At 68.3% G+C, this 13901-nt stretch carries 14 protein-coding genes; 10 read left to right on the forward strand and 4 right to left on the reverse strand.

Features of this window, described 5'->3' with window-relative positions:
* Positions 1–145: 145 nt before the first annotated feature.
* The 3 genes from EV138_RS02090 to rimP are packed head-to-tail and all read right to left on the reverse strand — an operon-like array spanning position 146 to position 1985.
* On the reverse strand, positions 146–427 hold the full coding sequence (locus EV138_RS02090; RefSeq protein ID WP_112240560.1) for a YlxR family protein: 282 nt from the start codon (positions 425–427) through the stop codon (positions 146–148).
* 44 nt (positions 428–471) lie between these two features.
* Positions 472–1464, reverse strand: coding sequence for a transcription termination factor NusA (nusA, locus tag EV138_RS02095; protein WP_133976771.1), 993 nt, complete (start codon positions 1462–1464; stop codon positions 472–474).
* Positions 1464–1985, reverse strand: a complete 522-nt coding sequence (rimP, locus tag EV138_RS02100) for a ribosome maturation factor RimP (RefSeq protein ID WP_133976772.1) — start codon at positions 1983–1985, stop codon at positions 1464–1466. The genes nusA and rimP overlap by 1 nt, the downstream gene beginning before the upstream one ends.
* Before the next feature lie 132 nt (positions 1986–2117).
* Between rimP and EV138_RS02105 the strand changes: the two genes are divergently transcribed.
* From EV138_RS02105 to EV138_RS02150, 10 genes are all read left to right on the forward strand, one after another.
* Positions 2118–2669: a cell division protein FtsK gene (locus EV138_RS02105; RefSeq protein WP_133976773.1), complete on the forward strand. Its 552-nt coding sequence runs from the start codon at positions 2118–2120 to the stop codon at positions 2667–2669.
* Positions 2666–3076 (forward strand): ferritin-like domain-containing protein, encoded by a 411-nt coding sequence (locus EV138_RS02110; protein WP_133976774.1) that lies wholly within the window; start codon positions 2666–2668, stop codon positions 3074–3076. The genes EV138_RS02105 and EV138_RS02110 overlap by 4 nt, the downstream gene beginning before the upstream one ends.
* Positions 3077–3428: 352 nt before the next feature.
* Entirely contained in the window at positions 3429–3803 is a 375-nt protein-coding gene (locus EV138_RS02115) for a cupin domain-containing protein (protein WP_133976775.1), read from the forward strand.
* Positions 3796–5163, forward strand: a complete 1368-nt coding sequence (locus EV138_RS02120) for a class I tRNA ligase family protein (protein WP_133976776.1) — start codon at positions 3796–3798, stop codon at positions 5161–5163. Before EV138_RS02115 ends, EV138_RS02120 begins: the two co-directional genes overlap by 8 nt.
* A 4-nt stretch (positions 5164–5167) precedes the next feature.
* The gene (locus EV138_RS02125) at positions 5168–7549 is read left to right on the forward strand and encodes an FAD-dependent oxidoreductase (protein ID WP_133976777.1); all 2382 of its coding nucleotides are present in this window, start codon (positions 5168–5170) and stop codon (positions 7547–7549) included.
* Complete coding sequence (locus tag EV138_RS02130) at positions 7546–7920, forward strand: avidin-fold protein (RefSeq protein WP_133976778.1); 375 nt, start codon at positions 7546–7548, stop codon at positions 7918–7920. The genes EV138_RS02125 and EV138_RS02130 overlap by 4 nt, the downstream gene beginning before the upstream one ends.
* Positions 7921–7923: 3 nt before the next feature.
* Complete coding sequence (locus tag EV138_RS02135; RefSeq protein ID WP_133976779.1) at positions 7924–9180, forward strand: ATP-grasp domain-containing protein; 1257 nt, start codon at positions 7924–7926, stop codon at positions 9178–9180.
* The gene (locus tag EV138_RS02140; protein ID WP_133976780.1) at positions 9177–10460 is read left to right on the forward strand and encodes an MFS transporter; all 1284 of its coding nucleotides are present in this window, start codon (positions 9177–9179) and stop codon (positions 10458–10460) included. Before EV138_RS02135 ends, EV138_RS02140 begins: the two co-directional genes overlap by 4 nt.
* Before the next feature lie 9 nt (positions 10461–10469).
* The gene (locus tag EV138_RS02145; protein ID WP_112240538.1) at positions 10470–11708 is read left to right on the forward strand and encodes an ATP-grasp domain-containing protein; all 1239 of its coding nucleotides are present in this window, start codon (positions 10470–10472) and stop codon (positions 11706–11708) included.
* A 52-nt stretch (positions 11709–11760) separates the two neighbouring features.
* The gene (locus EV138_RS02150; protein WP_133976781.1) at positions 11761–12432 is read left to right on the forward strand and encodes an alpha/beta fold hydrolase; all 672 of its coding nucleotides are present in this window, start codon (positions 11761–11763) and stop codon (positions 12430–12432) included.
* Positions 12433–12435: 3 nt separating this feature from the next.
* Here EV138_RS02150 and EV138_RS02155 read toward each other — a convergent pair whose 3' ends face one another.
* Positions 12436–13839 carry an alkaline phosphatase PhoX gene (locus tag EV138_RS02155; RefSeq protein ID WP_133976782.1) on the reverse strand — a complete coding sequence of 468 codons (1404 nt, stop codon included), beginning with the start codon at positions 13837–13839 and terminating at the stop codon, positions 12436–12438.
* Positions 13840–13901 lie beyond the last annotated feature (62 nt).

A 13901-nucleotide genomic window follows, 5' to 3' on the forward strand; every position in this document is an offset into this window, starting at 1 on the left:
GACGTACATGCTCATCGCATTGCACTCATCGCTGTGTATCCATCACTTTTGGACACTCATCGAGTAGTCATGAGTCGATGACCCGCCTTCATGTCGTCGCGACGGTTGTCGCGGGCGGCCCTGGTGACCGCACTTTGTCCTGCTGTTACTGCTGCCGCTCGACCAGTTCCCGCACGAGCGTGATGTCCAGCGGTCCCGCGACCTTGAAGGCCCGTGGGAACGCTTTCCGTCGCTCGGCGAGGTCGAGACATCCGGTCGCCGGGTGCAGGTGCGCCCCACGGCCGGGTGCCCGATGCTCGGGATCCGGGAGGACAAGTCCTCCGGACACCGTCATCCGCAGCAGATCGGTCGGACTGGACCGCTTCCGACACCCGATACAGGTACGCTCCCGAACCTTCTCAGGGCGCGCGTCTGCAGTTTGGATCACTGTTCCTCAGGGTGTGGTGACGACTCAGTCGACCGACCGAATCACTAGTCTACCTTCTCGTCCTCACGAGTCACATCCGTATCCGGCCGGATGTCGATCCGCCACCCGGTCAGCCGGGCCGCGAGGCGGGCGTTCTGCCCTTCCTTGCCGATCGCCAGCGACAGCTGGTAGTCCGGTACGACGACCCGCGCGGCGCGAGCCGCGGCGTCGACGACCTCCACAGAGGAAACCTGCGCCGGCGACAGCGCATTCCCGACGAAGGTGGCCGGGTCGTCGCTGTGGTCGATGATGTCGATCTTCTCGCCGTGCAACTCGTGCATGATGTTGCGCACCCGCTGGCCCATCGGGCCGATGCAGGCGCCCTTGCCGTTCACCGACGGGTTCAGGGTCCGGACCGCGATCTTGGTCCGGTGCCCGGCCTCGCGCGCGATCGCGGTGATCTCGACGGTGCCGTCGGCGATCTCCGGCACCTCGAGGGCGAACAGCTTCTTCACCAGGTTCGGGTGGGTCCGGGAGACGGTGATCTGCGGACCCTTGAAGCCCTTGCGGACACCGACGACGTAGACCCGCAGCCGCGAGCCGTGCTCGTACTTCTCCCCCGGCACCTGCTCCGGGGCCGGCAGTACCGCCTCGATCTTGCCGAGGTCGACCATCACCGAGCGCGGGTCGCGGCCCTGCTGGATGACGCCGGACAGGATGTCGCCCTCCTTGCCGGAGAACTCGCCGTACCGGACCTCGTCCTCGGCGTCGCGCAGGCGCTGCAGGATGACCTGCTTGGCCGTGGTCGCCGCGATCCGGCCGAAGTCGGCGGGCGTGTCGTCGAACTCGCGCGCCACCGTGCCGTCCTCGGCGAGTTCCTTCGCGTACACCGTCACGTGCCCGGTCTTGCGGTCCAGCTCCACCCGCGCCTGCTGCTGCGCTCCCTCGGTCCGGTGGTAGGCCACCAGCAGGGCCTGTTCGATCGCCTCCACGACGATGTCGAACGCGATGTCCTTCTCGCGTTCCAGCGACCGCAGGACGGCCATGTCGATATCCATCAGTTCTCCTCTACCGCGCCGTCAGCGGCGGATTCATTGTCGTCGGTGCCGGCTGGCCGGTTGAACTCGATCTGGACCTTGGCCTTCTCCACGTCCGCGAACGCGATCGTCCGGGTCTGGCCCCGGACGTCCAGCTCGGCCGTGTCGTCGGTGGCGGACTTGATCCGCCCGGTCACCTTGTGGCCGCCCGCCAGCGTGACGGCGACCAGCCGGGTGACGTTGCGCCGCCAGTGCCTCGGCAGCGTGAGCGGCCGGTCCACCCCCGGGCTGGACACCTCCAGCGTGTACGCGCCGTCACCCATCACGTCGTCGGCGTCCAGGGCCTTGGAGATCGCCCGGGTCACCTCAGCGACGTCGTCCAGGCTGATGCCACCGTCGCGGTCGACCAGGACGCGCAGCAGTCGCCGCTTGCCGGCCGGCGAGACGTCGGCGGCCTCCAGGTCACAGCCGAACTGCTCGACGATCGGCCGCAGGAAGTTCTCGAGGCTCGTGGGGTCCGTGTGGTCAGTCTTTCGGCTCACAGGTAGACCTGCCTCTCTCCAGTTGTGTCACCCGTTGCGCACCTCGGCGATCCGGCCGAGAGCAGTAGCCCACCTTATCCGGCCCGCCGGGTGGTCCGGCCATGCGCCTCGGTCCGGGATATCGTTCGGGCCGTGCAGACCGAGCCTCCTCGACTGTCGCGACGTGCTGTTCTCCGGAGCGCCGCCGTCGTGGCGGGTTCGGCGACCCTGCTGACCGGCTGCGAGGACGAGAAAGACCACAGCGGTACGCCGGGCGCCACCGAAGGGCCGGACGGTCCTACCCCACCGCCACCGAGCACCGACCCGGTCGTCGTCGCCGCGCTGACCACCGCCGCCACCCAGGTCGCGCAGCTCTCGCTCCGCTACAGCCAGGTGCTGCAGGGCTATCCGAAGCTCCGTGCCCAGCTCGCGGCCGGCGTGAAGAACCATGCGGCCCAGTTCGCGAAGCTCAAAGAGGTGGGCGGCTTCGAGCCACCCCAGCCCGGCAAACTCCCCGCACTCCCGGGCACCGCCGCCGCGGCCCTGGCGGAGCTGGCCGGCCGGGAGCAGAAGCTGTCCGTCAGTCACGCGACCGCTGCCGTGAAGGTGTCCGGCGAAGCGGCCCGGCTGCTCGCGATGCTGGCCGCGGCCGAGAGCCAACTCGCGGCGACGTTGACCGTAGGCAAGAAGAAGGCGGCGTCATGACCGAGAAGGAAGCCCTGCAGGCCGCACTCGCCGGCGAACACGCCGCCATGTACGGCGTCGGCGTGGCCGGCGGCAAGCTTTCCGGCGCCCGGTTCGCCCAGGCCACGGCAACCTTCGGGGTGCACCGCAAACGCCGTGACCAACTGGCCGACCTGCTGGCCGACGACGGCGAGACCCCGGTCGCCGCCGAACCGGCGTACGACCTGCCGCAACCTGTCACCAGTACGGCGTCGGCGGTGGCGCTGGTGCTGCTGATCGAACGGCGACTGTCGGCCGTCTATGCCGACCTGGTCGAGGCCGCGGAGAAAGAGCCGGTCCGGACCTTGGCGATCCAGGCCCTGATCGCGACGTCCCGCGCCGAGCTCAGCTGGGGCGGCACCCCGCAGGCGTTTCCCGGTCAAGGCTGAGCCGGGACTTGCGGACCATACCGGTTTCGCTGCGTGCCCGGACGTTCACCGACCGCTGACAAATCTCTGCCATAACGAAGGATTTCCGGCCCGGTTACGGGTGATCTGAAATTCGTTGCGTACTCCCCTTTACTCGGAGCGCGACCTTCCCTATATTTTCGGCCACGGAGACTGGGGGGTCGCCGGGTATTCACCAACGCAGCAACGAAGTTCTGGTCCCGATGGTGGTCGGGAGCCACTGCCGCGTGGGTGATCGTCCAAGGCTGAATCAAAGCGTCTGACCGTGCCTTCAGTGCATTTTCACTCAACTTCTTGAGCCGCGTCGCGGATCGGCTACGGAGGGTAGCGAAGCATGCGTACATTCGATTTGATCACCGGCGAGAGCCTGTTTGTGAAAGACCTCCGGGTCGTTCGCTGGGAGCAATACGAACTCGGCGGGCAAATGCCTTTCCAGGCAATGTGGTACAGCGTTCCGCCCGGGTCGGAGAGCCCGATCGACCAGCACCCCGAACTGGAGTTGTCGATCGTCGTCGCGGGGACCGCGCACGTTCTGGTCGGCGGCGCGGAGCACGAGATCACCCACGGCAACGCGTTCCTGCTCAGCAGCACCGAGGCGCACGTCGTCCAGAATCGTTCGGACGACGAACTGCTGACCGTCTTCAGCGCGTACTGGATGCCTGTCACCGGTGAAAGACCGGTCGAAGCCGTGACGGCCGACCATGCTTGACCAGGATGGGATTGAACCGGTCACGGTGATCACCTTCCCGCAGCCGACCGTCAACGGGCCGCTGCACCTCGGGCACCTGGCCGGTCCCTATGTCGCCGCCGACATCGCCGCCAGGGCCGCACGGGCCAGGGGCGAGCGAGTCGTCGTCACGACCGGCTTGGACGTCCACCAGAACTACGTGCTCACCCGGGCCGAACGCGAAGGCATCGAGGTCGGCGTGATGACGGCGGATTTCCGCGCCGACATCAAGGAGACCTACGAACTCGCCCGGATCGGTTACGACCGGTTCAGCGACCCGCTGACCGACGAGCACGCGCCGATCATCCGGCAGCTGATGAACCACCTGGTCGCCAGCGGGGCCACGCCGATGCGCGAGGTCACACTGCATGCCTGCAGCGACTGCTCGCGCACCCTGCACGAGTCCTACCTGGTCGGTCTCTGCCGCGGTTGCAAGGCTCCAGCGGCAGGAGGCGCGTGCGAGCAGTGCGGGGCGTTCACCTACGTCGACTCGATGATCGATCCGGTCTGCGGCCGGTGCGGCGGCGAGCCGAGGCCCTTCCAGGCAACGGTTCCGGTACTGCGGATGGAGGATCACCGCGAAGCTCTCACGGCGATGTGGTTGCGGGCCGAGCTGCCGCCGTCGGTGCGCGCCCTGATCGGCCGGCAACTGGCCGACGGCCTGCCGGAGATCGCCCTGGCCTACCCGACGAACTGGGGTATCGAGGGCGACGCGGCCTTGACCGGGCTGCGGATCGGCCCCTACACCGAGGTCGCGTTGACCGATCTCTACAACGTCGCCAAAGCCGTCGATCCGGACGCCGGCGATCTGCCCGGATACCTGGCCGCGCTCGGCCGGGTGGGAAACCTCTGGCACTTCCTCGGCCTCGACAACGCGTACTGGTACGCCTTGTACTGGCAGGCCATCTGGGCCGCGGCCGGAGTGAATCCCTTGCCGGTTTCCGGTCTAGTCGTGAATGAGTTCTATCTGCTGGACGGAAGCAAATTCTCGACCAGCCGCAATCACGTCGTCGGAGCGAACGAAATACTCCGCGACGAGGACCCGGGAATGGTCCGGCTTTACCTCGCCTGGGACCGCCCGGACCGTTATCGCAGCGACTTCAGCTGGAAAGCGTTCCGCGCTTTTGCCGACCGGATCGGCCCATTGCTGGACGGCACCCGGACCTGCGCCGAGCCGCTCCACCCGGTGCTCGCCGAGATCGAGCTGGCCCGGGCACAGGACGCGCTCCGGCCGTCGGGTTTCGACCCGGCGCTGGCCGTCCGGATCATGATCGACCTGCTCGCCGCCGGAGTCCGGGACACCGGGTCGCTGCGCGCGGCCCTGACCGGGGCAGGCGAGTAGCGCGATGCGGATCTGCGTGATCGGTGCCGGTATCGCCGGCACCCTGTTGGCCAGGCGGCTGACCAGCTATCCGGGCGTCGAGGTCGACCTGGTCACCGGCGTACCGGGCACCGATGCCACGGCGGCGTCGGGTGGCGGCGTGCGAGGCTTCGAGACGCACCCCGAGCAGCGGCGGCTGGCGGCCGAGAGCCTGGCGGAGCTCTTCGAGACCCCGGACCTGCTCGATCAGGCCGGCTACGTGGAGACCGGCTGCACCTACCTGCTCACGCCGTACGCCGGACTCGAGGCCGCCGTCGCCGAGGTGGAGCAGTTGCACCCCGGCTCGACCGAGATCGTCGACGCGAGCGCTCTGCGCGGCCGCGGCTGGCACGGGCTGCCGGACGGCACGGTCGGCGTACTGGAGAAGCGGGCCGGGTTCATCCGGCCGGATCAACTTCGCTCGCTGGTGATCAGCGAACTGGCGAGTGGAAAGAACAGCAGGGTCGTACCGGGCCCTGTGCTCGGTCTGGTTCCTCATCCCGACGGGTCGGTCAGCTGCCGCACACCAGGTGCCGGCGGCCGGTACGACCTCGTCGTGGTGGCCGCCGGACCGTGGACGCCGGGACTGCTCGCGGGCAACGCGTTGCCCGCCGAGCCCTACCGGACCAAGGCGATCCAGGTCGCCGTGTACGACGTGGACGGCGCCCTGCCGACCATGTTCATCGACGAGACCAGCGATCTGTACGGGCGCCCGACCGCCGACGGAGGCCTCCTCCTCGGCGTCGACACCCACCGCTGGTCGGTACCACCAGGCAGCAGCCAACCGGTCCCGGACCTGGCCACCGAGGCCGTCCGGATCGCGGCCGAGCGGCTGCCGCACCTCAGGCTGCTGGGGACCAGGCACACGGTCTCCAACGCCGACTGTTATGCCGATCCGCCGGTACTGACGCTCTGGTCGGTGCTCGGCAGCACACATCGGCTCTTCACTTTCACCGGTGGGTCCGGCGGCAGCGTGAAAACCGCGCTGGCCGCGAGCCGGACGGCAGCGAGCGACCTGCTCGGGCCGCTCGTCACCGGGGAATCCACGCGCACCACCACTTCGCGGACGGAGAACAAGCGCATGACGAATTCGGAACGAGGCAACGGCCACCCGCCCAGGTACCACACGATCGGCATCGGTGCCGGTCCGTCGAACCTGTCGCTGGCGGCCCTGTACAAGAACGTCACCACCGAGAAACTGGCGCTGTTCGACTCCCGCCCGGTGGCCGGCTGGCACACGCCGCTGCTGTACCCCGGGGTGCGGATGCAGACCGGCTGGATGAAGGACCTGGTCTCGCTGGTCGATCCACGGCACGAACTGACGTTCCTGAACTACCTGGTCACGTCCGGCCGGCTCTACGCGCTGATCAACTCCCAGTTCGACGCCCTGCCCCGGATCGAGTACGAGCGCTACCTGGCCTGGGCCACCGAGCGGCTCGGCGTGGTCAACTTCGACTGCCGGGTGGACTCGGTCTCGATCACCGACGAGGGCTTCCAGATCTGCGTGGACGGTACGCCGGTCGCGCTGTCGGAGCACCTCGTCCTCGGCCTCGGCACCCGGCCGGTGTGGCCGGAGTACGTCCGCGGGCTGGACTCCGAGCGGGCGTTCATCGCCGACGAACTCGGCGCGCGGCTGCCCGCCATGGACGCCGACAAGGCCGACCCGGTCGCGGTGATCGGCGGCGGCCAGACCGGCCTGGAATGCGTACTGCGGTTGCTCGGCTCCGGCTTCACCGACATCCGCTGGATCGGCCGCAACCAGTGGTTCCGCAGTATCGACGACTCCCCGATGGCCAACGAGCTGTACCGGCCGTCGCACATCGAGTTCCTGCAGGGACTGAACCGGTCGAAGCGCCGCGAGATGATCGTGGACTCCCGCTACTCCGGCGACGCGATCACCCCGGGCGGCCTGAAGGCCCTGTACCAGGGCAACTACGACGGCCTGCTCACGCTCGGCCGGTTCCCGGTCACGCTGCTGCCCGGCCGCGACGTCACCTCGGCCGAACAACTTGCCGACGGCACCATTCGCCTGCGCTGCACGACCCCGGCGATGCCGGAGGAGCACGAGGTACGCCGGCTGGTGATCGCCGCGGGCCGCGAGCACGTGCAGGCTCCGTTCGACGACGACCTGCGGGAGCGGATCGACTACGACGACGACGGCGAGATGCTGGTCGAGCCCGACTACTCGGTGCGCTGGAAGGGCATGAACGGCCACCGGATCTTCTCGTTCAACGCGAGCCGGTACAGCCACGGCCTGACCAACGCGGGCCTGACGCAACTCCCGGTCCGGGCCGCGATCGTGCTCAACTCGATGTTCGACCGGGAGATCTACCCGATCTCCGACGAGCTGTGCGCGGTGAAGTGGTGACCGCCGCTGCTCCGGAGCCTTCGGCTGTTCCCGATGTCGACGGCGTCTGGTTCCAGCTGGTCGCCGAGGACGGCGCGAGTACGCCGTACGGGCAGTACCACCGCGAGGACGACCTGGTCTGGGCCGAGTTCTACGCGGGTGGATCGTTGCGCAGCGGGCGGCTGGTCGGCCGGGTGCAACCGGACGGGACGATCAGGGGCGCCTACTGCCTGCTGACCGCTGACGGTGAGCTGGTCAGCGGCGAGTGCCGCAGCATCCCCGAGTACGACGTCCGCGGCAACATCCGGATCACCGACCACTTCCGCCGCAGCGACGGCACCCGGGGGGTCTCCACCATCGAGCAGATCCCCGCTCCGATCAGGGAGGTCTGACAGATGACGGCAAGACCGCACCTGCTGGTGGTGGCGACCGGAATGCGGCTGTTCCGGGAGTACATCCTGCGCTCGATCGCGCCGCAGTACCGGATCCACATGTTCCTGCACGCGGAGCCGACCTGGGAGAAGGAGTACATCGAGGGCTGGACCGTGCTGGAGAGCACGCTCGACGCCGAGGCGCTGGTCGTCGCGGCGACGAAGCTGCACGCCGACCAGCCCATCGACGGCGTGCTCTGCTGGGACGAGGCGCGCATCCTGCAGACCGCGCACGTCGCCGAGGCGCTCGGCCTGCCAGGCGGCGACGTCGAGATGATCAACCGCTGCCGGGACAAGCACCTGACCCGTACGGCGCTCGCCGAGCACGGTGTCCCCCAGCCGGTCTCCGTGCTGGTGGAGACCGTCGACGAGGCCATCGAGACGGCGGACAAACTCGGCTACCCGGTGATCCTGAAGCCACGGGCGCTGGCCGCCAGCCTCGGCGTGGTGAAAGTGAACTCGGCGGCGGAACTCAAGGACAACTGGGAGTTCGCGCACGACACGACCGTGCCGGAGGCGCCGCACTACGACGTCAAGGTGCTGGTCGAGGAGTTCGCCGACGGCTACGAGATCAGCATCGACTCGGCGATCTTCCACGGCCAGGTGACGCCGTTCTGCCTGGCCCGCAAGGAGATCGGCTACCCGCCGTACGCCGAGGAGATCGGTCACTTCGTCGACGCGGCCGACCCGCTGCTCGCCGACCAGGAGCTGATGCAGGTGCTGGCCGACGCGCACGCGGCGATCGGGTTCACCGACGGCGTCACGCACACCGAGATCATGATCACCGCCGACGGCCCGAAGGTGATCGAGATCAACGCCCGGATCGGCGGCGACATGATCCCGTACCTCGGCCTGCAGGCGACCGGGGCCGACCCGGGCCTCGCGGCCGCGGCGGTGGCGTGCGGCCGCACCCCCGAACTCGTGCCTGACCGGGCGATGGTCGGGGGCGTCCGGTTCTTCTACGTCGACGAGAACGACACCGTGCTCGACTCGGTCGGCTTCGACGAATCGGGGCTGCCGGCAACGATCGACCAACTGGTCGTGCTGATGGAGGCCGGCGCCACCACCAGTCCCCCGCCGATCGGCACGCTCTGGGGCCGGATCGCGTACGCGACCGTGGTGGCCACCTCGCTGGAAGACTGCCGGGCCGGGCTGGACGCGGCCGAGCAGGCACTGCGCTGGTCCGGCCACCCCAAGGAACCCGAAGAGGCGACACCATGAGTTCGACGACCGACGAGAGCACCGGCATCTGGGCGACCATCAAGGGCGCCCCGCTGCCGGTGAAGGCGCTGCTGGTCGGCGTCTTCGTGAACAAGCTCGGCTGGTTCCTGCAGGTCTTCCTGGTGCTGTTCCTGACCACCTCGAAGGGTTTCACCGACGTCCAGGCCGGTACGGCGCTGGGCATCTACGGCGGCGGCTCGGTGATCGGCCTGATCATCGGCGGCTCGCTGTCCGACAAGGTCGGGCCGCGGGCCGCGGTGATGATCAGCATGTTCGGCATGGCCGCGTTCGTACTCGGGATCGCCTACGTGCCGAGCTACACCGCCGTTCTGATCGTGGTGGCGCTGGCCGGTGCGGTCGGCCAGTTCTACCGGCCGGCCTCGGCGGCGCTGCTGACCGAACTGACCCCGAAGAACCGCCAGGTGATGATCTTCGCGGTCTACCGGCTGGCGATGAACCTCGGGACGACGGCAGCTCCGCTGATCGGTGCCGCCCTGGTCGCGATCTCGTGGAACCTGCTGTTCATCGGCGAAGCCCTCGCCGCGTTGGCCTACGCGACCGTGGCGATCATCGCGCTCCCCGGCCGAAAGCCGCCGGCGGTCGCTGACGACACGGTCGACGACACGGCCGCGCCGGAACCGAAGGGCGGCTACCTCGCCGTACTGCGGGACTACAAGTACGTGCTGTTCCTCGTGTGCATGTTCATCAACGCGGCGATCTACATGCAGTACCTGGCCGTCCTTCCGCTGCACATGAAGTCGGAAGGGCTGTCCACCTGGTGGTTCAGCGCGGTCGTCGCGCTGAACGGCTTCATCGTGATCACCTGCGAGTTGCTGGTGACCAAGGTGGTCCAGCACTGGCCGGCCCGGATCGTCGCGATCATCGGCTTCGTCCTGCTCGGCGGCGGACTCGCGTTCTACGCGCTGCCGGGCGGGGTGGCGATCTTCGTGATCGGCACCCTGTTGTGGACGCTGGCGGAGATCATCGCCGGTCCGACCATGTTCGCCTACCCGGGCATGGCCGCCAGGCCGAAACTCCTCGGCCGGTACGTCGGGTCCGCGCACGCCATGTTCGGTCTGGGCTCCGCCCTCGGTCCCTTTCTCGGCGTGTGGGTCTGGAACAACGCCGGGACCCGGGTCTGGGTCTGGTGCGGCGTGGCCGGCGCGATCGGCGTCGTCCTCGCGTACTTCGGAATGTCCAGTGGAGCCGACACGGCCGCCGAGGAACCAGCAGTCGACATCACCCCGGCCAGCGAGCCGTTGCCGAGCGAGAGCTCGTAGGAGGGCCTCATGTCTAGCTACACGATCATCGTGGATCCGTTGTCCACTGGTCAGGAGTACCCAGCGGCCTTCAAGGAGGCCGGGCAGGTGCCGGTTGCGGTACTGAGTGGGCTCGAGCCGCCACCGGCGTACACGACGAGTTGGCACCCGGAGGACTTCGAGCACGTGCACTACTTCACGGGTGACGTGGAGGCGCTGGCGGCTGAGTTGCGGGTGTACGAACCGGAGTACCTGGTGCCGGGGGCGGAGAGCGGGGTCGAGTTGTGCGACCAGCTCACCGAGATCCTGGTACCGGGCAGCGGGAACGTTCCTGAGCTCGCGTCGGCGCGGCGCGACAAGTGGCAGATGGCCCAGGCGCTTTCTGCTGCCGGTGTTCCGAGGCTGCGGCAGTTCCTGACGTCCGATCCGGCCGAGGCCGAGCACTGGCTGAAGGAGAACGACCTGCTCGGCAAGCGACTGGTGATCAAGCCGCCGAAGAGCGCCGCCGGCGACGAGGTCTACATCGTTTTCGAGGACGGTGACTGGCGGGAGCGGTTCGACCAGGTGCTCGGCCGGACCAACAAGATGGGCATCACCAACGACGCGGTCCTGATCCAGGAGTACGCCGAGGGCACCGAGTACCTGGTGGACAGCTACTCGGTGGACGGGGTGCATTCGCTCGTCGACGTCTGCCGGTACACCAAGGTCAGCCGGGGCGACAAGATCGGCATCTACCACCGGATCGACTTCCTGGCGGCGGACGACCCCGAGGTACTGGCGTTGTGGCCGTACACCCAGCAGGTGCTCGATGCCGTCGGCATCCGGGTCGGGTGCGGGCACTCCGAGGTGATGATGACGGCCGACGGACCACGGCTGATCGAGGTCGCGGCCCGGCCGGCCGGCGGCGGTCACCAGATGGTCAGCGAACTGGCCACCGGCGACAACCACATCAAACGGACCGTCGCGCACCGGGTACGCGGCGAGGTGCGGGACAGCTTCGACCTGGTCCAGCACCTGCGCGGCATCTTCATCTCCGCGGTCCGGGAGGGGTACTTCCGCAATCGTGAGGTGCTGGCTCCCGCCGAGGAGCTGAAGTCCTTCCACTGGATGAAGATCCTGCACGAGGAAGACGCGATCGTCCCGGAGACGGTCGACCTCTTCACCTGCCTGGCCTGGGTGATCCTCATCCACAGCGACGCGGCCACCCTCGACGAGGACTACCAGCGCGTCCTCGAGATGGAGGCCGCGATCGTCATCGACGCACCCTGACTCCCAACCTGCGGTAGACAGTGTCTACGCAGATCGTGTAGACACTGTCTCCGTGACTGAAGAGTTGAAGGACCTGGTCTGTCTGCACGCCGCCGGGAGTGCACCGGCGACGTGGGACGGCGTGCGGGCCGGCCTGGAGGAGGCGGGCTATCGGGTGCACTGCCCGACGCTGGCTGGTCATCGCGGGGCGGCTCGGCGTACGGCGTACCGGCTGGATGATTTCCGCGACGACGTGGTGCGGGAGTTGGACGAGCTCGGGCTGGAGCGAGTGACGCTGGTGGGGCATTCGCTCGGGGCGTTCGTGGCGAGTCTGGTTGCTGTGCAGGTGCCGGAGCGGGTTGAGCGGTTGGTGCTGGAGGAGCTGCCGGTGCCGCCGCGATATGCCGGTGGCGGACCGCCGAGTGGAAAGGTGGGAACGGGCGCGGCGCTGCGGGTGATGGGGTTCCTCGGACGCAAGAAGTTCGATCCGCGGATGTTGCGTGAAGTCGTGGCGGAGTTGCGGAAGCCGCAGCCCGCGTGGTGGGACGGGCTCATAGCGGTGCCGGCACCGACGCTGCTGCTGGCGGGTGGACCGAAGAGTCACCTCGACCAGTCCCGCTTCGAGCTCATCGCGAAGCAGATGCCTTCGGCAACCATCGTGACGGTCGACGCCGGCCATCGGATTCACCGGCGTGCGCCGCAGAGGTGGCTCGCCGCGGTCACGAGCCACCTCCGGGGCGCCTGAGCTCTAGCGGCGGCGGCGCCAGGGGCCAGTGATGGCGTAGGTGATGCCGGGCGTGTAGACGTTGAAGAACATGGTGCGGCCGTCGGCAGAGAAGCCGACGCCGGCCAGTTCGCCGTACTCCGGGGCTTCGGGCGTGCCGTTGTTGACCGCGTTGCGGGCGAACTTGAAGACCTGGCCGTCCTCGGTGGTGCCGAGGATGTGCTGCTCGCCGAGGCCGTCCTCGCACATCATCAGGCCGCCGTACGGCGACATGGTGATGTTGTCGGGGGCATCGAACTCGGGGTCGTCCGAGCCGGGCTTGGGCCGGGTGAAGATGACCATCAGCTTCAGCGTCTTCGCCCGCGGGTCGTAGCGCCAGACCTGGCCGTCGTGGTCGACCTTGGGGCCGAGTTCGGTGCGCGCGAACGACGACACGAAGTACACGCAGCGGTCCAGCTGGCCCCACCAGCAGCCTTCGAGTTTGTACCCGCCGGTGGTCTGCTTGCCGTAGTCCTGGGCGCGGACCGACTCGGTCGTCGCCAGCGGGTCGGGCACCTTCACCCATTCGACGCCGTGGAAGACGGTGCCGGCCTCCTGCACCACCGACAGGTCCGGCAGGTCCGGGATCCGCATCGCCTGGAGTTCGCCGCCGGCCCGCAGACTCCCCCAGCCGCCTCGTGGGCGATTCGGCAGGAACCGGTAGAACCCGCCGAGCGGGGCGACGAAGGCGTCCTCGGTCTCGTAGACGATGCCCGTCGCCGGGTCGATCGCTACCGCCTCGTGCTGGAACCGGCCCATCGCCGTCAGCGGAGTGGGGTGATTGTTGCGACGGTCGTCGTACGGGTCGACCTCGAAGATGAAGCCGTGGTCCTTGGTGTAGCCGCTCTGACCGGCCTTGAGTTCGGTCTCCTCACACGTCAGCCAGGTACGCCACGGGGTGATGCCGCCGGAGCAGTTGATCGCCGAGCCGCCCAGGCTGATGTGCTCGCTGGTCTTGTGGTTGTGCCGGTCGACGACCAGCGTGCTGGTGCCGCCGGCGCCGGCCGGGTCGTACGTCCGCTCGGGCGGCGCGACCACCTTGATCTTCGCGGTCGGGCTGCACTCGTGGTTGCGAACCAGCCGGTTGCCGCCGAAGCGGTCGGGGAAGGTGCCCATCCCGTCGAACCGGGACGGCGTCGGCAGGCCGTCCGGCCGAACGGTGCCTTCGCGGGAAACGATCTGGTAGCTGAATCCCCGCGGCAGGTCGAGCATGCCGGCCGGGTCGGGGATCAGGGGGCCGTAGCCGATCTTCGGGCCGGACGTCCCGAGCGCGGGCTCTGCCGTGTAGAGGGCCTCGACGGATCCCACCACGCTGACCGCGACACCGGCCGCGGCGGCACGGGCGACGAACTGGCGTCTGGACAGGGCATTCGACTCTTCAACGGACACGGGCGGTCTCCTTGTCAGCACAAACAGTGGTCGCCAGTGAACGTACGGTAAACAACAACCGA

Source organism: Kribbella voronezhensis (assembly GCF_004365175.1).
In the GTDB taxonomy this organism is placed as follows: Bacteria; Actinomycetota; Actinomycetes; order Propionibacteriales; family Kribbellaceae; genus Kribbella; species Kribbella voronezhensis.